Here is a 21,607-nt window from a genome sequence, read left to right as displayed (position 1 = left end):
ATTGGTACAATAAGGATATGTTCATTATTTGAACATATCCTTATTGTGCATATGAAGGTGTGAAATAAATGCTGGATAAAGAGTTGAGGGTTTTAGAGATATTAAACAGAAATAGTGGAATAAGCCAAAGAAGTATTGCAGCGGCTGCGGATATTTCTATCGGTAATGTTAATTCAATAATAAAGCATCTGGTGGAGGATGGTTATATAAGCATTGATAAACACTCGCGTAAATCCAGATACGTTGTAAATAAAAAGGGTTTGGATGCCCTTGAGGAGCATATAAACGGAGCAATAAACAAAAAAATCATAATTCCTAAGCATGATAAAAAAGTTAATACTGCAGTTGTACTTGCTGCGGGAGAAAGTCCAAATTTTGATAAACCTGTAGGGTTTCTTCCGCTTGGGAGGAAAACTATAATCGAAAGAATACTTGACATACTTGAGGAATATGGAATAGAGAATATTATAGTTGTTGCGGGTTATGAAAGCCACTACTATGAAAAGCTTGCAAAGGAAAGAAAAATAAGCCTTGTAAAAAATAGAAAGTATAAATCCACGGGAACAATGACATCCCTTGCTGCGGCAAAGGATTTGATTAAAGATGATTTTATATTAATTGAAAGTGATATAGTATTTGAAAAGAGGGCAATTGGTGAAGTTCTTAAAAACGAAAACAGGGATTGTGTTTTAATTAGTAGTGTAAGTGGATCAGGGGATGAGGTATTTGTTGAAATACGAAATACCTTTATTTTTAAAATGTCAAAGGATAAACATCAGTTTAACAAAATAGATGGTGAGATGATAGGCATAAGTAAAATTTCAATTGACATATATAAAAAGATGCTTGAAGAATTTTCGGGAAACAGCAATCCCTATTTAAATTATGAGTATGTACTTTTGGATGTGGCGAGAACCTACAACATAGGTTATGCAAAAATAGAAGATCTCATATGGACCGAAATCGACACCCAGTGGCATTACAGTAATCTTGTAAACTTTATTTTTCCGATGTTGGAAAATAGGGAAAAACACAAGTGATGCATTAGTAAAATCCAATCATCACTGTTAAGTTTAAACAGGTCAAGCTTATATACCGTAAATACTTGCAAATTGTGTATTTACAAATATACTGGTCGGAGGTTGTTATACACCTTAACAAGGCAAAAAATGTCTTGACAATCTTAACCTACATAGCTAATAAGCTCCAATGAGCTTTGTTTAGGATCTAATTTGTTATTCAATTCTCGATTAATGATTGTTATATATTACTAATACAAGTTAGAAAGGAAGATACAAATGAGAGCTATTATTTTGGCAGCAGGAATGGGAACAAGGCTTAGGCCCCTTACATATGACACTCCCAAATCCCTGGTTAAGGTTGCTGGAGAGCCAATGGCTGAAAGGCAAATAAGATTTTTAAAGGAAAAGGGCATAGATGATATTATTGTGGTTACAGGGTACCTTAAGGAAAAGTTTGAATATTTAAGGGAAAGATACGGAGTTAAGCTTATTCATAATGATAAGTATGACGTTTATAACAATGTATATACTATGTATTTAGTAAGGGAATATCTTGAAGATGCCTATGTTACTGAGGCAGATGTATATATGTGTAGAAACTATTTTGAAAATCATTTGGAAAACTCCACATACTTTGGAGGTATAAAGGAAGGATTTGAATCCGAATGGAAGCTTCACTTCGATGAAGATGGGAGAGTATTCGAGATAGAAGTAGGTGGAGGTACAGACTATATTATGTCAGGTATTTCCTATTGGACCAGGCAGGATGGACAGGTTATCAGGAAAAAACTTGAGGAAGTAGTTGAAGGTGGAAACTTTGACAGGGTATACTGGGATGATGTAGTAGGAACAATTTTAGGGGATGTAAGAGTTTATATTAAAAAAATAGATTCAAATGATTGGTTTGAAATTGATTCTCTTGAGGATCTTAAGAAGGCTGAAAATTATATACTTGGAAAAAATGTTTAAAAAAGCTAAAGGATGTTTTATCGTCCCTTGGGAGCATATATAGATTTTTATAAATCAGATCTGTGTATGCTCTTTTTATGCATGTGTAATCGGTAAATATGGGAATAATAGCCATGCATTTTTGAAAGGAGTAAGCAATTGATAAGGTTGGAGATGTATCCAAGTTTAATACAAGCAGATTGGCTAGTTTAGACTATCAGTGGATGGTTTATTTTCAAGCCAGAATATAAACGGAATGGCAGTTTTAGTTCCAAACTTAGAGGTAAATAAGGATAAACTCCATGAGTTTATTTATGGTACAAAATAGGGTTTTAAAGCCCTATTTTATTATACATAGGGTTAAGGAATAGATCTTTGTTTACTCAAGCAATGAGGTATTAATTGAGTAAAATGAGTTAAAATATTGTCTAATAAATACTTGATAGATTTACTTTTAAACTATTATCGAGTAAAATAGCATTGGTATTTAATTTATTTTCAGCAAGGGGGAGAGTAGTTGAAAAAATTAAGTAGTATTAATCATAAAATAATAGATGCCTTATTAATTGTAGCCTTACTATTCTCATCTGTAACGGGGTGGTATACTCTTGACTATATTGGAATGAATTTATTTTGGGGTGTTTTTATACTTCTATCCATGGTGATTTTTTGTTTAATTATAGCAAGATGTGGTTTTAAGGCTGTTATAGACGGGCTTTTTAGAAGTAAATTCAATTTTGTTGTGGCAGCATATTTATTATGGACAGCTTTTACCTATTTAATAAATGGGGGCGGGAAGTCCACTCTGCTTTATATTTTTAAAATGTGGTTTATCGTTGGTATATATTTATTGATGTTAAGGATATACCTGGCTAGTTTAGAGGAAGAAAGCCGAGGGCAGCTTGTATATAAGATATGTAAGTATGTATTTTTACTAGGAATATTCCATTCAGTTATAGGGCTTAACCAGTTTATCACATTAAACAATACTATACTTGGAGTTACCATATCAGACTGGCCTGCCTATAATCCGGCTTCGATGTATGGTAATGTAAATGGGCATGGAACCTATTTGTTTTTATCCATAATAGCAGGGATATATTATCTTATTCTTAGGGATAAAAAGAATGGAAAAGGATTCATTATATTTGGTTTAGTCCTTCAGGCATATATGCTTTATTTAACTGTTGCAAGAACTAGCATAGTTTCAGCTGCGGTATATGTTTTTCTAAACTTGGTTGCTTTTATTATTTTTAATACAAAGCAATTTAAATTGCTATTTAATAAAAGAACCCTGGCGGCAATATTAATTTCAAATCTGGTTATGATGGGTATCATAATGTTGCCTGGCTATAGAAACGAACTTAACTTGCCTGGAAATAATAAAAGTACAAGATCGGCAGCCGATATGCTGGCTGAAAAGAATGAAAAGGGCGTTAATCAAAGACAATTTATATGGCTAGCGGTTATAAGGGATTATAAGAGATATGTTTTAGTGGGAGATGGTCTTCAATATAATATCGTTAATAAAATAGATGTGGAAAAGGTCATAAGCTCCAGGAGTAAGGGCGCTGAGAGAATAAGTTATCATAATACACTCTTTAGATATTTTGCTTCAAATGGCTTGGCGGGCGTGATAATTTTTATAGCCGTATTTTCATATGTTCCTTTAACCCTTCTAATAAAAATGTTTAGGAATAGAAAACTAAATATGAAATATTTTAATATAATTACACTCTTTACTTCCATATTCCTTTATATGCAGATGGAAGAGGTTTACCTGGGGGAGATAGGTTTTATTCAGCTAGTGACACTTATAACCATAGCATATGGTTCACAATATTTATATAGGAATATAGACTAAATCGTTAAAGGCAGGTTTTTCCTGTCTTTTTCATTAAAACCTATTAATAGACAAATATTTCATATAATATTATAATTTTTATATATAGTGTGGAGAAGAGGAATTACTTATGAATGTACTTTTTATAGGTGTGAGAAAAAATGAAGATGAAATAATATCGGGTCCTCAAAAGGTTTCCAATTTTTTGTACAATAATATAATAAAAAAACATGATAATGTCTATTATTATGGAATATATGAGGATGAAGTGCCTGAAGATCCAACAAGGGTTGTTATTATTAATGACATGGAGGTCAAGGGACCTGTTAAAGGTATAGAGAGTTTTATAAAATCGAAGGAGATTGATGTTGTCTATTTCGCAAGATATCATACCTCAATAGCCTTATACTTAATATACCTTAAATTTAAATATCGCTTTAAGCTTACATATACGGTTCATGGTATAGTTAAGAAGGAAGCACAAATAAACAAATCCTTTAAATTTTACCATGGCATGCTTGAGGGCTTTTTTTTAAGCTGGTGCGACAGAATAATTGTCATATCCCATGCCCTGAGAGATGAGCTCTTGAAATATCATCCTAATTTGAAAAAAGAAAAAATAGAGATTATAAATAATGGTGTTTCTGTTATACCTGTAAGAGAAGAGATAGATATAAGAAACTTCTATGGCCTAAACAGCGAGAATAAAATAATATTTACTGCAGGCATCAGGAAAATAAAAAATATTGAGGAACTTATAGAGGGATTTATTAACAATAGCAATTTATACAGGAAGGCCTATCTATTAATAGCTGGGGAGAACGACACTGAATATGCAAATTACATAATTAATAAATATAAAAATTACTCCAATATAAAGTTTATAGGACTTGTGAATCCAAATCAAATGAGTAATATCTATAATCAGTGCGATTTGTATGTACAGATCAGCGAGTTTGAAACCTTTGGTATGTCCATTGTAGAAGCACTGCTTCATAAAAGAAAGATTTTAATATCTAAACACCTGCCCATCGCACAGTATTTTGAAAAGGACGAAATATATCTATATGACAGGGAAAAGGATGATTTGGGAAACTTAATAATATCCTGCCTGGAAAATAAGGAGACAATTAATATAAAGGGATATGAAAGGGCAGTGAAATTGTTTGATTGGGAAAATATATCGGAGGAGTATTATAAGGTGTTTGAGGATGTTTGTAGGTTCAAATAAAGTACCATAAACATATTAATGAAAATTGTTGTTGATTTGACACCACTATTTTTAATAGTGGTTTTTGTATATAATTGATGTATAATAGTAGGTGATTTTTACGTTTTAATGTTTGGAGGAGACTATGAGTAAGGCAAAACTAGCTAAGGCAGCAACCTTGATAATGGTAGTAACATTTATAAGTAAAGCTGTAGGTTTTCTTAGAGATACCTTAATCGCCAGTTCCTTTGGCGCAACATATCAAACCGATGCCTATAATATGGCTATATCTATACCCGAGATTTTATTTGCCATTCTCAGCCTTGCAATTACCACTACCTTTATACCCATATTAAGCGAGAGTTATAATAGCAGGGGTAAAGAGGATATGTTTCAGTTTTTCAACAACATTATGAATTTAATTGTTATCATTTCATTAATATTTTCTGTGCTTGGATGGATTTTTGCCCCTCAATTAGTTAGTGTTATAGCGCCAAAGTTTACGGGGGAAAAGTATGAGCTGACTGTTGTTTTAGTTAAAATAAGCATATTAAATCTTGTTTTTATGAGTTTAACAGCGGGCTATACTGCACTTCTACAGACCTTTGATGATTTTTTAGCCCCTGCCTTTGTGGGAATTATGCTTAACTTTCCAATTATTATATACATATTACTCGGAGCCAGGGGAGGAGTAGTAGGCCTTACCATTGCAACTGTAATTGGTAACGTTTTAAAGGTTGTTGTTCAACTACCTTGGATGTTTAAGCATGGTTACAGGTTTAAATGGATAATAAATTTGAAGGACAAAAGGGTTAACAGGATTATCATGCTTATTCTACCCGTAATAGTTGGAGCAGGTGCAAATCAATTAAATGCAATTATAGATAAGACTATAGGGTCAGGGCTCCCGGATGGAAGTATTGCAGCCCTAAACTTTGCAAGCAGAATTACCGACGTGGTATACGTCACCTTTGCAACGGCCGTGGTTACAGTAGTTTATCCTGCACTTTCAAGGGAAGGGAGTAATAAAAACTTCGATGAGTTTAAGCTATATATTACTAGGGCAGTAAACAATATTAACCTTATAATGATACCTTGTACTGCCGGGCTTATCATTTTGAGCATACCCGTAGTTACTATACTCTTTAAGCATGGTGTATTTGATGACAGAGCAGTTATGATGACCTCCACGGCTCTTATATTTTTCTCTATAGGAATACCCTTTTATGGTGTTAGGGACGTTTTTAACAGAGGTTTATATGCTCTTAAGGATACTAAAACTTCTACAATAAATGGTTTGATAGGAATAGGCATCAACATAATACTCAATTTCACTTTAGTAAGATTCATGGGATTAGGTGGCCTTGCCCTGGCTACTTCCATTGCAGCCATTGTAACTACCTTCCTGCTTTTAAGAAGCTTAAGGAATAGAATTGGAGGCATAAATGGAAGGGAAATTTTGATTACAACAGGTAAGATAGTGTTGTCATCGATAATAATGGGCATATGTGTATATTTTATATATTCTATTATATCTATCAGGATAACAGGGTTCAGCGGGGTTTTAACAGGATTTATCTTATCTTCATTCGCAGGTTTGGTTATATATGCAGCTGAGCTTAAATTTTTAAGGGTAAATGAGTTTAATACTGTTTATGAAAAGGTTAAGAAAAAAATTATGGGGGGAAGAATATGAAAAAAAATTTAAGCGAGATATTTCCAGACAGAAGAAGAGAGTATGAAAGTGAGCCGACACTAAGACAGGCGCAGCTTATAATTCTTAGAATTTTAAAGATAGTTGATTATATATGCAGAAAGCATAATATTAGTTACTGGCTTGAAAGCGGAACTTTGCTTGGTGCTGTAAGACACGGGGGGTTTATACCCTGGGATGATGATATAGATATCGGTATGACAAGGGAGGATTACAATAGATTTTTAAGTATTGCAAAGGATGAGTTGCCGGATGACCTTTTCGTTGAAAACCTTGATACGACAGAGTATGCCGGAAATACCTGGACGCAAATAAAGGATAGGAAGAGCAAAATAGTTATTTGGGGACAGGAGAATCAGCATCCGGGTCTGTATATAGATATATTTCCATATGACAGCTACTCAAGCAACCCCTTTAGAAGGGTTTTTATTGAAAAGTTGTACAAGCTTTTATATATAAATGTATATGCTATAAATGCTCCACTGAAAAAGCCGTATTTTAAGGGGAAAAATGCGGTTATAAATGCTATAAAGCTATTACTGAAGATGGTTTTCTTTGTGTTTGCAATATTTAATAAGGATGTTATATATAAGCTTAATCTTAAAACGAGGGATAAGAGAATCAAGAGAATGGATAAAAATCCAAAAATAAATTATGGGTATGGAACTGATGTACTTAACTGGGACAAGGTGTTTAAAGCGGAGAAGATATTTCCTCTTAAAACGATGAAGTTTGAGGACGGGGAGTTTTTAGTGCCTAACGATGTTGACTATGTTTTAAGGGTATTTTTTGGTGATGACTATATGCAGCTGCCTCCGGAAAGCAAAAGGGTATATCACAACAAGATGATTAAAACTATATTGCCTGAGGAGGAAGTAAGGAAAATAAACAAGGGATTTTACTATAATAAAGGGGAGATTGATTTATGATAGAGCGTGATTTAGAACAATTTCCAGACAATAGACATGAGGGGGAATATGTTTTAAGGCAATCCCAGCTTGTTATGCTTAGAATTTTAAAGATAGTTGATTATATATGCAGAAAGCATAATATTGAATACTGGCTGGATGCTGGGACTTTGCTTGGAGCTGTAAGGCATGGAGGATTTATACCCTGGGATGATGATGTGGATATTGTAATGCACAGGGATGATTATAACAGGTTTATTGAGATAGGGAAAGAGGAGCTTCCTAAGGATTTGTTTTTTCAATATTATAAAACTGACCTTTACTACGACATGCCCTGGATTAAGATAAGAGATAGAAACAGCATGATTGTTGAATATAAACCCGGAAAATATCATCGCGGCATGTTTATTGATATATTTCCTGTGGATGACTTTTCAGGTGATTACGATGAATATGTTAAGATTAAGAGAAACTTTAAAAATATTTATAGAACGATGACCTTAATAAATGAACCCTTTGAGAAGGTTACAAATACAAAGACGCTTACGAGAAATTTTGCCAAGTTGGGATTAAAGGTTCTTGGATTTCCCATAACTCTTATGGGAAGGGAGAGGGTTTTTAAATATTTATTCAATAAAAGGGATAATATATTATCGAGATTTTCACATAAAGGGGGTAATCTTCTTGTTTATAGTCCGGATGCCTTGTTTTGGAACTTTAAAGTGCCAAAGGATGTGGTGTATCCTTTAACAACCATCAAATTCGAGGATGGTGAGTTTTTTGCTCCAGGAAATTACGATGAGTATTTGAAGATAATGTTTGGGGACTACATGCAGCTTCCTCCAGAAGAGGATAGGGTATCACATAATCTTGGTTTAAAGCCAATACTTTCTGAGGAAGAAAAGGCAAGTTTGAATGAAGGATTTTAACCGGAATGGGAGATGTTACGATGGATAAAATAAAGGTTTTGCATATTGTTGCAACTGGAACTCTTAGTGGGGCAGAAAAGGTTGTACTTGATATATGCACAAACTTAAATAGGGACAGGTTTGAGCCTGTGGTAGTGTGTGCCGGCGAAGAACTAAAGGGGTATTATATGAATAATGAAATAGAAGCCCATATTATAGATATAAGCAAGCTTAACCCAATTGAGATTAGGAGATTAAAAAATTTAATCAAGGATAAAAATATAGATATTGTTCATGGGCATGACATTAAGGCATCTATTTCAGGGTATTTGGCCTCAAAGAGATTTAAAATTCCAGTAATATCACATATGCATGCAAGTTATTACTGGATGCAAAAGCCCTCTCCTCTTAAGCTAATGGATAGATACTTTAGAAAAAAGTATAGCTTGTCCATAGCCGTATCTGAAATGGCAAGGAGCTATTATTTGACTCATAACAATACCATAAATCCGGAGAGCATAATAACCCTTAATAATGCCTTTAATTTTAATGAGTTGGAGAAAGCTAAATTACAGGACAGGGTTAATTTTAAAGAACGGCTTGGTATAGACAGGAACAAATTTATTTATGGCTTTTTAGGAAGGCTTATTGAAATAAAGGGAGCTGATTTAATGATAGACAGCTTCAATATCGTTCAAAAGAAAAAGGAAAATACAGTTCTTCTGATTGTCGGGGATGGTCCGGAAAGGCAAAAGCTTGAGGAAAAGGTAAGGGGATATGGTATTTCAGATAAAGTAATATTTACCGGTTATCAGAAAAATGTTTACGACTACATGAATATTTTTGATTGTTTTATATTGCCTTCCATAACTGAAGGCCTGCCAATTGCTGTTTTAGAGGCTATGGCAATGAAAAAAACAGTTATTTCAACACCTGTTGCAGGACTTAAGGATCTTATGAAGGATGGTTATAATGGTCTTATACTTGAAGAAAGAACAGAGGAGGCATTAGCGGAAGCAATGCTTACGGTTTATGAAAAGCCGGAGCTTTCAAGGCAAATGGCTGAAAATGCATATAGTTTTTTATATGAAAATTATAATATAAACAGATATATTGAAAGGCTTGAGAATATATACAGCAGGTTTGTACAGAAATAACTCAGTCAAATATTTTTTAAGAACTTCATGTGATAAAATATATATATAGATTGCGAAAAAATATTTATAGTTATACAATGAGGTGTTTTTATGAAACGGGAAACCTTTGTGACAGGCTTATATGAAATTGGAGTTTTTTTAATGGATATATTTTTAATCCTCTTTGCTATATATCTATCCTATATGGTGATGTTTAATTTTAATCCACCTAAGGTTAATTATGTTGCCTTTGAGCAAACGGCTCCCTTTATTGTAATTTTTTATTTGTTGTTTGCGTACGTATTTGGGATGGGGGATATATTAAAACAATCCCTGGGAGAGATGATTTATTCAGCCTTTTTAACAATTATTTCCCTTTTTATTGTTACTATGGCAATAACCTTCTTTATAAGGGCATTTGCTTACCCGAGAAGTGTACTTATTATAAGTACGATTTTTCAGATGCTTTTTATATCACTTTGGAGAGCTGTTGTTTGGAAGACCAAAAGACTTTCGCATGGTAGAAAACCTACAATTGTTATTGGGAATTTATATGCAGAAAAACTTGCTAAAAAGCTAATAATGAAGCAGCGCGATATTTATGATATAAAATATATATGTGATCCATCATCAAAGAATTTATGGGATTACATTGATAAAAGTGAAGTTATATTCGTATGTGAGGATGTTGATTCAAATTTAAGAAATGAAATTATTAAGCTCTGTATAGATGAGAGAAAAAGCCTTTATATAATTCCAAGGATGTATGAGATCGGGCTTATAAATTCAAAGATGGACAGGGTTGATGATGTTCCTGTATTAAAAATTAGAAAAATGGGATTAACCGTGGAGGAAAGAATAATTAAAAGGCTCATGGATATAATAATCTCCTTAATAGGCATAATTATAGCCCTTCCATTTATGGCAATAGTTATGATTCTTATTTTGCTTGAGGATGGGGCGCCTGTATTTTATAAGCAGGAGCGTGTTACAGAGGGCGAAAGAAGGTTTAATATTATAAAATTCAGGACTATGGTTAAGGATGCTGAAAAGCTGTCAGGTCCGGTTCTTGCAGGAGAGAATGACCCAAGAATAACAAGGGTTGGAAAGTTTATAAGGGCTACAAGGCTTGATGAACTACCACAGCTCTTTAATATTTTAGTCGGGGATATGAGTGTTGTTGGTCCAAGGCCAGAGAGGCCGTTTTTTGTTGAACAGTTTAAGAAGGAGATTCCTGACTATAAGTATAGAACACTTGTGAAGGCAGGGTTAACAGGGCTTGCACAGGTACTGGGGAAATATAATACGACGGCTGAAGATAAAGTAAAATATGATATCCTATATATAAAAAAATACTCAATATTCCTTGATATAATGTTAATTCTTCAGACAATTAAAATAATGTTTATAAAGGAAAGTACAGAGGGACTAAAGGATGATTTATCAATGGAAAGCTTGCTTAAAGATTTAAATCTTGAAATTACAATTGATAAGGATGATAATTAATAAGGAAAATATTTAAAGCTTATCAGGTATTATGGGATCAGCTTGGTGGAATGTGCTTCAAAGTATTATGGTGGAAGGAAGATATGAATGGCAATAAAGGTAGCCCAGGTTATTACTCAATCTGAAATGGGTGGAGCTCAAAAACACGTTTTACTTCTTTCGTCCTTACTTAGGGAAAAGGGGTATGAAGTAACTGTTTTTGCAGCACCAGGCGGCGAGATGATTGAAGAGCTTAAAAAAATGAATATAGGTTTTATGGAAGTTCCTGATATGGTACGTGAGATAAATCCTATAAGGGATTTAAAGGCCACCATGTTTTTATACAAAAAATTTAAGGAAGAAAAATATGATATAGTTCATTGCCACAGCTCTAAGGCCGGACTTATTGGAAGGCTTGCGGCAAAATTAGCTGGAATTAAAAAAAGGATATACACAGTTCACGGATTTGTATTTAATGAACCCATGGGAAGGGTAAAGAAGTGGGCTTATACTGTTATCGAAAAATTCGGTGGACTGCTTAGCAGTGATATCATTGCGGTTTCAAACAGGGATTATGATATTGCCCTTAAATATAAAGTTATAGACAGTAAAAGGCTAAGGTATATACCAAATGCAATAGAGGAAGTAGACATAAAGAAATTGGCCCCTGGGGATTTAACAAGGAAAAAACTTGGTTTAAATACTAATGAGTTTGTTATTGGAACCGTTGCTAACTTTTACGAAACCAAGGGCCATGTTTATCTTATTGAAGCATTGAAAAGATTATATGATGAGGGTTATAAATTTAAAACCATATTTGCAGGTATTGGACCAAAGTATGATGATATGATAAATTTTTCATCGGGATATAATGACATAAAATTCCTCGGGTACAGGAAGGACAATTTTGATGTCATTAATGCCATGGACATGTTTGTGCTTCCCTCGGTAAAGGAGGGTATGCCCTATGTGGTTTTGGAAGCAATGATGCTCAGCAAGCCTGTTTTATGCACAAGGGTAGGAGCCCTTGGTGATATAATTAAAGATGAAGTCAACGGGTTTATAGTTAATTCACAAAGCAGTGATGAATTATATAATAAATTAAAGCTTATACTTGAGCATAAATATGATTTAACCAGGATTGGGCATGAGGGAGGAAAATATGTTAGAGAGAACTTTTCAATTGAAAAGTTCATAGAGGATGTCATAGAGGTATATTCAAGGTGAAGCCTGTGGAGGATAGAATATGAATTTTAAGAGAGTATTTAATTTTTTTATATATTTATTTATGATTATAGTTACCCTACTGCCATTTAAGGCCAGAATATCCTTTATACCGCTATCTGCTGATTTTGTAATTGGGGGACTTGCAATAGTTTCGGGTATAGCATATTTAGTTTTTAATAAGGGATGTAGATTTACCATATCACAGTTAATGGAAAATAAGGAGATAAGGATTATCGGGATTGGTATTTTAGGATTTACCCTTTTATCCTTTATCTCACTGGGTTATGCAGAAAGTAAGGCTGCTGTTATAAGTGAGGCTATAAGGTTTTTGGAGTATGTCATTATGTTTTTTATGCTGCTTTTGATAGCAGACTTAAGGCTTATTAAAAATAGTTTCTATGCCTTTTATGCTGCAATGATTGCTGCAGCGATAATAGGAGTTTTGCAGTTTATTTTTAATGGCTCATCATACTTTGATACCTCAATGCCCTTTGGAAGAGGAAGGATTTATTCAACCTTTGTAAATCCAAACTACTGGGGTGCAGCCATAAACCTTGTTATTTTCTATCCTATGCTTCATATGCTGGAGTATAGGGGAAAAGACAGAGCTATTGATGCTTTAGTGTTTTTGATTTTCATGTTCAATTTAGTATTTAGCTTTACCAGAGGTTCATGGCTCGGTTTTATGACAGGAATTTTTGTAATTGGTGTAATTAGATATAGAAAAACACTTTATGCTATACCGGTTATGATTGTAGGTGCCCTTTTAGTACCTTCAATTAGAAACAGGTTCCTTTCAATTTTTACTATGAAATCTGTTACAAGCCTTCAAAGGGTAAAGCTTTGGACTACTGGCTGGATTATGTTTAAGGAGCATTTTTGGCTTGGAGTAGGGAATGGTAATTATGGACAAAACTATCCCAAATATATAGAAAGGTTTCCAGAGTTGTTTGTATCTAAGGAGCTCTTTAGTGTACATAATTCATATCTAAAGGTTCTAGCAGAGCTTGGAATATTCGGAGGGATTTTCTTTATTATAATATATGTTGGATTGGCTCTGCTTTGTTATAAAGTGTTTAAGAATACAGGGAATACTGGATTAAGGCTCATTGCTCTTTCCTTGGTAGGCTTTTGGGGGGCTTATCTTTTCCAAAACTTTCTTAACAACCTAATGTTCATTCCTCAATTAAACGTTTTTGTATGGATACTGACTGCCCTGCTATACAAGGGATATCTACTTGAAAAACAGGAGGATAAGATATGAGCAGCATAGAAAGCAATATTAAAAGCGAATATAAAAACGTTGCAGTATTTGGCCAGGGTTTTGTTGGCCTTCCCCTTGCTCTAAGCTTTGCCTTCAGGGGATGCAACGTGTTAGGCATAGATGTTATTCAGGGGCTTGTTGATGATATTAATAATGGAATTACCTATCATACTGAAAGCTTTGATGGAAAAAGCATTCAGGAGATTTTAAAGGAGCAGATTGATTTAGGAAGATACAGGGCAACAACTGATACGGCCTATGCGATGAAGAACTGCAATAACATCATAGTAACCGTTGGAATTCCAATAAGAAACGGTGAACATGATCTATCCGACTTGCTGAGCTGTATATCGGAAATTGGGAAAAATCTTAAAAGGGAAGACCTGGTTGTTATAAGAAGTACAGTAATACCTGGAACGACTGAAGAAAGGATTCTTCCAATACTTGAGATGGAGTCGGGGATGAAGGCAGGAGAGGATTTTTATCTTGCATATTCTTCCGAGAGGATTGCAGAAGGTCGTGCCTTTGAAGAGTTTGCATATATGCCAACAGTTGTTGCAGGAATCAATGATGAAAGCGCTAAAAGGGCTAAAGAACTTTTGTCTATAGTTTGCAAAACTGATGTCATTGTTGCCAGCGATATGAAGGTGGTTGAAACTGCAAAGGTTTTTGAAAATGTGCAGAGGGATGTAAATATTGCGATGGTTCAGGAATTTGCAAGGTTTACGGAGGCACTGGGTATTGATATATATGAAGTTATTAAAGTTGCAAATACACATAAGAGGGTAAATTTATTAACCCCAGGACCTGGAGTTGGAGGATACTGTATACCAAATGCATATTATTATTTGGAACCCAAGGCTGAAGAACTCAGGGTAAACCTTGATATACTGAAACTTGCAAGACTTAAAAATTCGGATATTCCTAATGTCATTGTGTCAATGCTTGAAGGTGAATTATTAAAATTAGGAAAGAAAATAGAAACATCCAGGGTTGGAGTTTTAGGAATTGCAATGAAGGATTATTCAAATGATGATAGAATTAGCCCACCTATAGAAATAATAAAAATACTTCTGGAAAAGGGAGCCAGGGTTTTTGCATATGACCCGGTTGTGCCTACCAAATATGATTTTAAAGTAGATAGCATTGAAGAAGCTGTTGAAGAAAAGGATGCTATTTTAATACTGGCAAAGCAGAAGGGCTATGACAGATTTAATGAAGAGATAGTGAATAAAATTAAGAAGGGCACTGTTATATTTGATACAAGAAATATCATTTCAGAGAAAAAAGAAGATTTAAAGGCCAGGGGTATGTTTGTTATAACGATTTAGAAATTTAGAAGGTATAATATCAATTCATCATTTGCTTTGAGTGTGGCATTATTTGCCACTTTTCTTTTATAAAGTTTTGGTCTTGAAATTTGAAATGATTTTTGGTGATAAAATTAAAATTACATAATTCTTTCTATATGTCTAGTCCATTGACGATATTTATTCTGATTAGTATAATTTTATTGAATTTATTAATAGACTATAGAAATATTAACAGGATTTTTGGTAATGAGAAACCAGTTTAATAATTAAAATGGGTTTTATTTTTATGATTAATTTTTAAACAGGTATTTTCATGTACAAAATTAATATACAATCTGAGAATGAAATAATTTGGAGGATAATTTCATGAGCAAAAAAATGATATCCATTGTAGTTCCAATGTATTTTGAAGAGCTTGTTGCTGAGGAATGCTATAGAAGGCTAACTGAAGTAGCCAGAAAAAATGACTTAAACTATGAAATAATTTTTGTAAACGATGGAAGCACTGACAGGACTCTGGAGATTTTAGAGTCAATTGCTAAGGTGGATAATCATGTTAAAGTAATCAGTTTCTCAAGAAATTTTGGACATCAGATAGCTATAACTGCAGGAATGGATAAGGCAATTGGAGATGCCGTGGTTATTATAGATGCGGATTTACAGGATCCGCCGGAACTGATTCCCGATATGATTAAGCTTTGGGAAGAAGGATATGATGTAGTTTATGCCAAAAGAAAGAAGAGGGAGGGAGAAAGCTGGTTTAAGCTGGCAACTGCAAAGGCATTTTACAGGGTTTTAGACAGGATGAGCTCCGTCAAAATTCCGGTGGATACTGGAGATTTCAGATTAATTGACAGGAAAGTGGTTGAGGCCCTCAGAAAAATGCGTGAACATAATAGATTTGTAAGGGGCATGGTAAGCTGGGTAGGCTTTAAGCAAACTGCTATTGAGTTCGAGAGGAAGGAAAGGTTTGCGGGGGAGACAAAATATCCCCTTAAAAAGATGATAAAGTTTGCATTGGATGGCATTATTTCATTTTCTGCGAAGCCTTTAAAAATGGTTCAATACATTGGGTTCCTTTCAATAATTGTAACTTTCTGTGTTTTTATCTACTCAATTGTAAGTAAGATTTTTGGAGTAGGGAACCCGGTTTCAGGCTGGACTTCCATAATGGTTACCATAACATTCATAGGAGGGGTGCAGCTGCTTTCCATTGGAGTTTTAGGGGAATATATCGCCAGGATATACGATGAAAGCAAGGGAAGGCCACTTTATATTATTGAAAAGGAGATCAATATAGATAACACCAAGGATGACAGGGAGAAGAATGAATAATTTAACCCTTTGAGCTAGTTTTGGAGGACTAATCATATGAAAAGATTTGTTAAGTTCTGCGCTGTTGGAGTCGCCAATACGATAATTTCATTCGTTACATTTTATGTTTTAAGCGAGATCTTAGGAGTGAATTATTTGATAAGCTCCTTTACGGGGTATGTCGCAGGAGTTGCCAACAGTTTTATCCTAAATAAAAAGTGGACTTTTGGTGATAACGATAACAAAGTTTTACCCCAGTTTTTAAAATTTGCTGTCCTAAACGTTTTTTCTCTTGGAATAAATCTTTTAATCATGTACATATGCGTAGATAAATTTAATCTATTGAAAACCCTTTCACAGATTATAGCAACGGGAGCTACCACTGTCGTAAATTATATTGGAAGTAAAACAGCGGTGTTTGACAGTGCTAAATGAGATTTAAAGTTGAAAATTAAGATGATATAATAAAGGGGTAAGTCCAGGGGCTTGCCCCTTTATTTTGGATAATACTGAAGTTATATTGTGATGGTTTTGACCTCGATATGACTTATGGGAGGAATTATATGAAGGTACTGCATATTATAAGCGGTGGAGAGACAGGGGGCTCTAAAAATCATCTCTTATCCTTTGTAGAGGCTATGAGGAAGAAGGGAGAAGAGAGCATAATCCTTTGCTTTATGGAAGGCTTGCTTTATGATGAGGCTAAAAAGGCCGGGCTTGACATAAGGCTTGTAAAACAGAGCAAAAGGTTTGATTTGAGCATAATAAAACGAATTAAGGGTATTTGTGAGAAGGAAGGCATAGACATAATAAACTGCCATGGGGGCAGAGCAAATTTTATAGGCTATTTCCTTAAGAAGGTATACAGGGCTATTTATGTAACTACAATACACAGCGACTACAGGGAGGATTACAGAGGAAATTTTTATAAAACCCTTATATACAGCAATATAAACAGGGCTGTATTAAATTCCTTCGATTATTATATAACCGTTTCCAGCAGTTTCAAGGATATGCTTATTAAGAGGGGATTTAAAAATAAAAATATTTATGTAGTATATAATGGCATAAACTTCAATGAAGTGGAGCAGAATTTTTCAAGGGAAGATATTATAAAAAAGTATGGTCTTAGGGATTCAAAGTACCATGTGGCGATGGTTGCAAGGTTTCATCCCGTTAAAGGGCATAGGGTGTTTTTAGATGGGTGCAGAACTGTTTTAGATAAAAGAAACGATGTATCTTTTATACTTGTTGGAGATGGGAATATAAGGAATGAAATGGAAGATTACGCTAAAAATCTTGGAATAAGGGATCATATAAGCTTTGTAGGCTTTCAAAGGCCCGATGAGTTTTTGTTTATATCGGATTTTACTGTGCTTACTTCCTTTACTGAAAGCTTTCCCCTTGTCATTTTAGAATCTGCAAAGTATAGGAAAACAGTTATATCAACGGAGGTTGGAGGAATCCCAGACTTAATTGAAGATGGAGTAAACGGGTATCTTATAAAACCCGGAGACAGCGGTACCCTTGCAGATAGAATTTTACGTCTCATTGACGATCAAGCCCTGTGCCGGGAAATGGGGGAAAGGCTACATACCAAAGCCAGGGATTGCTATTCGATAGAAAATCTTGCTGACAAATACATTCAAATATACAGAAGCCTTTTAGCGAAGGAGGAAAAAAATGATTAGGGAAAACTATCTGGGGGTTGATGTATGCAGGATTGATATGAAGGATGCACTTGATGAAGTGGACAGGATTATTTCAAATAGAAAACCTTCCTTTGTTGTTGCAATAAATCCAGAAAAGATCATGAAGGCACAGAAGGATGAAAGTTTAAGAAATCTTTTAAACAGTGCCTCCATGCAGATACCCGATGGAGTAGGAGTTGTGATTGCGTCAAGGTTTAAAGGCGGGAAAATAAGAAGCAGAGTAACGGGAATAGAGCTTATGGAGAACATATGCAAAGTATCGGCAAAGAAGGGCTACAGGGTCTTTCTACTTGGTGCAAAGCCAGGAGTTGCGGAAGGGGCTTCTGACATTCTAAAGAAGAGATATCCGGGGCTTAATATTGTCGGTACAAGGGATGGATATTTTAAGGATGAGGATGAAGTTATAGAGAACATTAAAGCCTCCAGTCCAGATGTACTTTTTGTTGCAATGGGAAGTCCAAAGCAGGAGTATTGGATTACGAAGAATATGGATAAACTCGGCGTTCCATTGTGCATGGGAGTTGGAGGAAGCTATGATGTTATATGCGGCAATATCAAAAGGGCACCAAAATGGATGTGCAGCATTGGACTTGAGTGGCTCTACAGGCTTATAAAGGAGCCCTGGAGGTATAAAAGGATGGCGGTGCTTCCAGTTTTTCTATTGAAAGTTTTATTTGGAGTTAAAAGGAAATGAAAAAAGGCCCATTAAAGCTGGGCTTTTACTGTTTCTACAAGGAGCTTTTCGAAGGATTTAAGGTCTTTAACATCAGCAAATAGGGCCTGGGCCATCCTATCGCCTCCGCCACCTCTGCCGTTGTATTTTAAGAGGTGTTCTTTAAAGAGCTTGCCGCAGTGAATGGAGGATTTCCCACTGTGGGCTAAAAGGATTTTTCTGTCAAAGGTGGAAGTAAGTATTACTACGTAGTCTCCAAGGCTAACTATTTGTTTTGATAAAAGCTGTATGTCTTCAAAGCTTTTATCATCGAAGGACTTTACGATGAGGTTCGATGAAGAAGCAGCTATGATTTCCTTTGCTTCATATCCAAGGAGCTTCTCCTTTAGGTCCCTTACTTCCTTTGAAAGGTTCTTAAGCTCCGCTGATAACGCTTCTCCACGATGAATTAATTCGCCTTCGGAGGCTGTGAACTGTCTTGAGAGGGATGCAACTATGTCCTGTTTTGCCTGGTAGTCCAGCAGAGCTCTTTTTCCACATTTAAAATATACCCTTGTGGCACCCTTGTATTTTTCCGTTTTAATGATTTTTATAATGCCTATTTCACCTAGGCTTCTAACGTGTGTGCCGCAGCATGGAGAATAGTCTACTCCGTCTATTTCAACTATTCTTATGGAATCGGCAACCGGAGGAAGTTTTCTGAGGGGAAGCTTTGAAACTTCGTCTGGTTTAATTATGTACGTTTTAACCTTTAGATTTTTATATATGTAATCGTTTGTTGTATCCTCAACCTTCCTGAGCATGTAATCCGAAATTTCAGGCAGGGAAATATCTATTGAAACGTAGTCTTCGCCTAAGTGAAAGCTTGAGGTTTCCCCAGAATAAAGGTTGTAAAATACAGCGGACAGAATATGCTGGCCTGTGTGCTGCTGCATATGGTCAAAGCGCCTTTGAAAATCAACTTCGCATCTTACTGTCTGGCTCTGGGGTTTTGATGGATGAATGTGGTATATTATACCGCCATCTTCTATGACATCGAGAAGCTGTATTCCGTCGATTGTTCCTCTATCGGAGGGCTGGCCTCCTCCTTCAGGATAAAAGGCCGTCTGCGAAAGCGTTACGGCGAATTTGCCTTCCTTTTCAACTACATCAATCACCTCTGCCTCCCATGAAGTGAGGTAGGGATTGTCATAATAAAGTCTTGTCATGAAAACTCCTCCTTATCAAAGGTTATAGTATTTTTAAATATAATAACAGAAATGTATGCCCTTTGTTAACCGCCATCTTATTGAAGAAAGGATTATATTGGATTATAATTTAATAAGACTTGTGCGAAGGGAGATAGAAAATGACGAGACCAAAGGGTGAAAATATAAAAAGGGCCACTTTTATGCTCATGATTACTCTTTTTTTGAGCAGAATATTGGGGTTTGTAAGGGAAATGATAACTGCAAGGGTGTTTGGAAGCAACTATGTTACAGATGCCTTTTTTGCAGCTTTTACAATACCAGATGTGCTTTTCGACCTTTTAATATCGGGGGCGCTGAGCTCAGGGTTTATGCCTGTTTTCAACTCATATCTTGCGGAGGAAGATGAGGAAGGGGCCTGGAATGCAGCCAATACCTTTATAACTGTATCTATGATATTTATCATCGTTTTCAATTTATTGGGAATGGTATTTGCACGCTATTTGGTACCCTTTGTTGCGGCAGGCATGACAGATAATCAGGAAGGCTTTAAACTTACGGTAAAGCTTACCAGGATAATGTTTTCGGCCGTAACCTTTACGGTACTTGCAGGCCTCATTAGAGGAATATTGAATTCCTATAAGAGGTTTACCATTCCATCTCTGGGGCCCATGCTTTATAATGTTGGTATTATTTTAGGAGCACTGCTTCTTGGACGTAAATTTGGAATTTATGGTATGGCAGTTGGGGTTGTTGCTGGGGCCATATTAAACGTTGCGGTGCAGCTTCCCGAGTTTTTAGCCTTTGGAAAGCGATTTCGGCTTGAACTGAATACAAAAAATGCTGGATACAGAAGGATGCTGAGGCTTATGGGACCAGCTATTATAGGACTTGCCCTTGCAAGGTTAAACCTTGTTGTAAACCAGAATATAGCCTCGTTCCTTGATGATGGAAGCATAACTGCGCTTAGATATGCCCAGAGGATTATGATGCTACCTATAGGTATTTTTGGTGCAAGCATTTCAACGACAATATTTCCTGAAATGTCCATGCACATTGCCAAAAAAGAAATTGAAGAGTTTAAGGATACGCTTTTAAATGGGCTCAAAACCCTTATGTTTATTATAATACCGGCGACAGCAGGAATCATGGCCATAAGTGAGCCCGTTGTAAGGCTGCTTTTTAAATCCGGAAAATTCATGGAGCAGGATGTTAAGGTAACGGCCTTTGCTCTAAGCTTCTATGCAATAGGCATAATAGGCCAGTCAGCAGTACCTATTATTATAAGAGGGTTTTATGCGATACAGGATACAAAAACCCCCGTTAAGGTTGGGGCCATTGCCTTTGCTGCAAATGTAATATTAAACCTCATATTTGTTAAATTCAGCAACCTTGCAATTGGAGGAATTGCCTTTTCAAGCTCCCTTACATCTATTTTGCAGATGATACTTCTGTATAAACTTCTTGCCAGAAGGTTTGATGGGCTTAGGACAAAGGAATTGATGATTTCAACGTCGAAGGCAACTATTGCTTCTATAATAATGGGGGCTGCTGCCTTTGGAATTTCGAAGGTTGTTGAAGGTTCCATTGGAACGGCGTCGAAGATGGCCCAGTTGATTGATGCAGGTACAGCCATTGCTGTTGGGATGATTATATATATTTTAGCGGCCTATGCTCTTAAAATGGGAGAGCTTGATTTTGCAGTTGGAACAATAAAACGAAAGTTTAAAAAGTAGGCGGTAT

The 21,607-nt window shown here is 35.4% G+C and carries 18 protein-coding genes; 17 read left to right on the top strand and 1 reads right to left on the bottom strand.

Going from position 1 to position 21,607, the window contains the following annotated elements:
• Positions 1 to 68: 68 nt before the first annotated feature.
• From EDD71_RS11985 to EDD71_RS11910, 16 genes are all read left to right on the top strand, one after another.
• A complete protein-coding gene (locus tag EDD71_RS11985) occupies positions 69 to 1,040 on the top strand; it encodes an NTP transferase domain-containing protein (protein ID WP_133628981.1) in 972 nt (323 codons plus the stop codon).
• Positions 1,041 to 1,298: 258 nt separating this feature from the next.
• A complete protein-coding gene (locus tag EDD71_RS11980; RefSeq protein WP_133628980.1) occupies positions 1,299 to 1,991 on the top strand; it encodes a sugar phosphate nucleotidyltransferase in 693 nt (230 codons plus the stop codon).
• Positions 1,992 to 2,487: 496 nt separating this feature from the next.
• Positions 2,488 to 3,834 carry an O-antigen ligase family protein gene (locus EDD71_RS11975; RefSeq protein WP_133628979.1) on the top strand — a complete coding sequence of 449 codons (1,347 nt, stop codon included), beginning with the start codon at positions 2,488 to 2,490 and terminating at the stop codon, positions 3,832 to 3,834.
• A 109-nt stretch (positions 3,835 to 3,943) separates the two neighbouring features.
• Positions 3,944 to 5,044, top strand: a complete 1,101-nt coding sequence (locus tag EDD71_RS11970) for a glycosyltransferase family 4 protein (protein WP_133628978.1) — start codon at positions 3,944 to 3,946, stop codon at positions 5,042 to 5,044.
• 124 nt (positions 5,045 to 5,168) lie between these two features.
• Positions 5,169 to 6,719, top strand: coding sequence for a murein biosynthesis integral membrane protein MurJ (gene murJ / locus EDD71_RS11965; protein ID WP_133628977.1), 1,551 nt, complete (start codon positions 5,169 to 5,171; stop codon positions 6,717 to 6,719).
• Positions 6,716 to 7,666, top strand: coding sequence for a LicD family protein (locus EDD71_RS11960; RefSeq protein ID WP_133628976.1), 951 nt, complete (start codon positions 6,716 to 6,718; stop codon positions 7,664 to 7,666). Before murJ (EDD71_RS11965) ends, EDD71_RS11960 begins: the two co-directional genes overlap by 4 nt.
• Positions 7,663 to 8,574: a LicD family protein gene (locus tag EDD71_RS11955; RefSeq protein WP_133628975.1), complete on the top strand. Its 912-nt coding sequence runs from the start codon at positions 7,663 to 7,665 to the stop codon at positions 8,572 to 8,574. The genes EDD71_RS11960 and EDD71_RS11955 overlap by 4 nt, the downstream gene beginning before the upstream one ends.
• 20 nt (positions 8,575 to 8,594) lie before the next feature.
• On the top strand, positions 8,595 to 9,710 hold the full coding sequence (locus EDD71_RS11950; protein WP_166636474.1) for a glycosyltransferase family 4 protein: 1,116 nt from the start codon (positions 8,595 to 8,597) through the stop codon (positions 9,708 to 9,710).
• Positions 9,711 to 9,800: 90 nt separating this feature from the next.
• Positions 9,801 to 11,195: a sugar transferase gene (locus EDD71_RS11945; RefSeq protein WP_133628973.1), complete on the top strand. Its 1,395-nt coding sequence runs from the start codon at positions 9,801 to 9,803 to the stop codon at positions 11,193 to 11,195.
• Between the two features lie 87 nt (positions 11,196 to 11,282).
• The gene (locus tag EDD71_RS11940; protein ID WP_133628972.1) at positions 11,283 to 12,401 is read left to right on the top strand and encodes a glycosyltransferase family 4 protein; all 1,119 of its coding nucleotides are present in this window, start codon (positions 11,283 to 11,285) and stop codon (positions 12,399 to 12,401) included.
• Between the two features lie 19 nt (positions 12,402 to 12,420).
• Entirely contained in the window at positions 12,421 to 13,665 is a 1,245-nt protein-coding gene (locus EDD71_RS11935) for an O-antigen ligase family protein (protein WP_133628971.1), read from the top strand.
• Entirely contained in the window at positions 13,662 to 14,996 is a 1,335-nt protein-coding gene (locus tag EDD71_RS11930) for a nucleotide sugar dehydrogenase (RefSeq protein ID WP_133628970.1), read from the top strand. The genes EDD71_RS11935 and EDD71_RS11930 overlap by 4 nt, the downstream gene beginning before the upstream one ends.
• A gap of 348 nt (positions 14,997 to 15,344) precedes the next feature.
• Positions 15,345 to 16,313 carry a glycosyltransferase family 2 protein gene (locus EDD71_RS11925; RefSeq protein WP_133628969.1) on the top strand — a complete coding sequence of 323 codons (969 nt, stop codon included), beginning with the start codon at positions 15,345 to 15,347 and terminating at the stop codon, positions 16,311 to 16,313.
• A 36-nt stretch (positions 16,314 to 16,349) separates the two neighbouring features.
• Positions 16,350 to 16,727 carry a GtrA family protein gene (locus EDD71_RS11920; RefSeq protein WP_133628968.1) on the top strand — a complete coding sequence of 126 codons (378 nt, stop codon included), beginning with the start codon at positions 16,350 to 16,352 and terminating at the stop codon, positions 16,725 to 16,727.
• 128 nt (positions 16,728 to 16,855) lie between these two features.
• Positions 16,856 to 17,983, top strand: a complete 1,128-nt coding sequence (locus tag EDD71_RS11915; protein ID WP_166636473.1) for a glycosyltransferase family 4 protein — start codon at positions 16,856 to 16,858, stop codon at positions 17,981 to 17,983.
• Positions 17,976 to 18,698: a WecB/TagA/CpsF family glycosyltransferase gene (locus tag EDD71_RS11910; RefSeq protein ID WP_207669345.1), complete on the top strand. Its 723-nt coding sequence runs from the start codon at positions 17,976 to 17,978 to the stop codon at positions 18,696 to 18,698. The genes EDD71_RS11915 and EDD71_RS11910 overlap by 8 nt, the downstream gene beginning before the upstream one ends.
• 11 nt (positions 18,699 to 18,709) lie before the next feature.
• Here the strand turns inward: EDD71_RS11910 and EDD71_RS11905 are convergent, their stop codons facing one another.
• Complete coding sequence (locus tag EDD71_RS11905) at positions 18,710 to 19,885, bottom strand: alanyl-tRNA editing protein (RefSeq protein ID WP_133628966.1); 1,176 nt, start codon at positions 19,883 to 19,885, stop codon at positions 18,710 to 18,712.
• A gap of 140 nt (positions 19,886 to 20,025) precedes the next feature.
• Between EDD71_RS11905 and murJ (EDD71_RS11900) the strand changes: the two genes are divergently transcribed.
• On the top strand, positions 20,026 to 21,600 hold the full coding sequence (gene murJ, locus EDD71_RS11900; RefSeq protein WP_133628965.1) for a murein biosynthesis integral membrane protein MurJ: 1,575 nt from the start codon (positions 20,026 to 20,028) through the stop codon (positions 21,598 to 21,600).
• The last annotated feature ends 7 nt before the right edge of the window (positions 21,601 to 21,607 follow it).

This window comes from Fonticella tunisiensis (assembly GCF_004364155.1).
Lineage (GTDB): Bacteria > Bacillota > Clostridia > Clostridiales > Caloramatoraceae > Fonticella > Fonticella tunisiensis.
This window is presented reverse-complemented; position numbering and strand designations above follow the sequence as displayed.

Coding starts and splice junctions, on each gene's coding strand:
- EDD71_RS11985 (WP_133628981.1), top strand. CDS start 69: ATGCTGGATAAAGAGTTGAGGGTTTTAGAGATATTAAACAGAAATAGT.
- EDD71_RS11980 (WP_133628980.1), top strand. CDS start 1,299: ATGAGAGCTATTATTTTGGCAGCAGGAATGGGAACAAGGCTTAGGCCC.
- EDD71_RS11970 (WP_133628978.1), top strand. CDS start 3,944: ATGAATGTACTTTTTATAGGTGTGAGAAAAAATGAAGATGAAATAATA.
- murJ (WP_133628977.1), top strand. CDS start 5,169: ATGAGTAAGGCAAAACTAGCTAAGGCAGCAACCTTGATAATGGTAGTA.
- EDD71_RS11960 (WP_133628976.1), top strand. CDS start 6,716: ATGAAAAAAAATTTAAGCGAGATATTTCCAGACAGAAGAAGAGAGTAT.
- EDD71_RS11955 (WP_133628975.1), top strand. CDS start 7,663: ATGATAGAGCGTGATTTAGAACAATTTCCAGACAATAGACATGAGGGG.
- EDD71_RS11950 (WP_166636474.1), top strand. CDS start 8,595: ATGGATAAAATAAAGGTTTTGCATATTGTTGCAACTGGAACTCTTAGT.
- EDD71_RS11945 (WP_133628973.1), top strand. CDS start 9,801: ATGAAACGGGAAACCTTTGTGACAGGCTTATATGAAATTGGAGTTTTT.
- EDD71_RS11940 (WP_133628972.1), top strand. CDS start 11,283: ATGGCAATAAAGGTAGCCCAGGTTATTACTCAATCTGAAATGGGTGGA.
- EDD71_RS11935 (WP_133628971.1), top strand. CDS start 12,421: ATGAATTTTAAGAGAGTATTTAATTTTTTTATATATTTATTTATGATT.
- EDD71_RS11930 (WP_133628970.1), top strand. CDS start 13,662: ATGAGCAGCATAGAAAGCAATATTAAAAGCGAATATAAAAACGTTGCA.
- EDD71_RS11925 (WP_133628969.1), top strand. CDS start 15,345: ATGAGCAAAAAAATGATATCCATTGTAGTTCCAATGTATTTTGAAGAG.
- EDD71_RS11920 (WP_133628968.1), top strand. CDS start 16,350: ATGAAAAGATTTGTTAAGTTCTGCGCTGTTGGAGTCGCCAATACGATA.
- EDD71_RS11915 (WP_166636473.1), top strand. CDS start 16,856: ATGAAGGTACTGCATATTATAAGCGGTGGAGAGACAGGGGGCTCTAAA.
- EDD71_RS11910 (WP_207669345.1), top strand. CDS start 17,976: ATGATTAGGGAAAACTATCTGGGGGTTGATGTATGCAGGATTGATATG.
- EDD71_RS11905 (WP_133628966.1), bottom strand. CDS start 19,885: ATGACAAGACTTTATTATGACAATCCCTACCTCACTTCATGGGAGGCA.
- murJ (WP_133628965.1), top strand. CDS start 20,026: ATGACGAGACCAAAGGGTGAAAATATAAAAAGGGCCACTTTTATGCTC.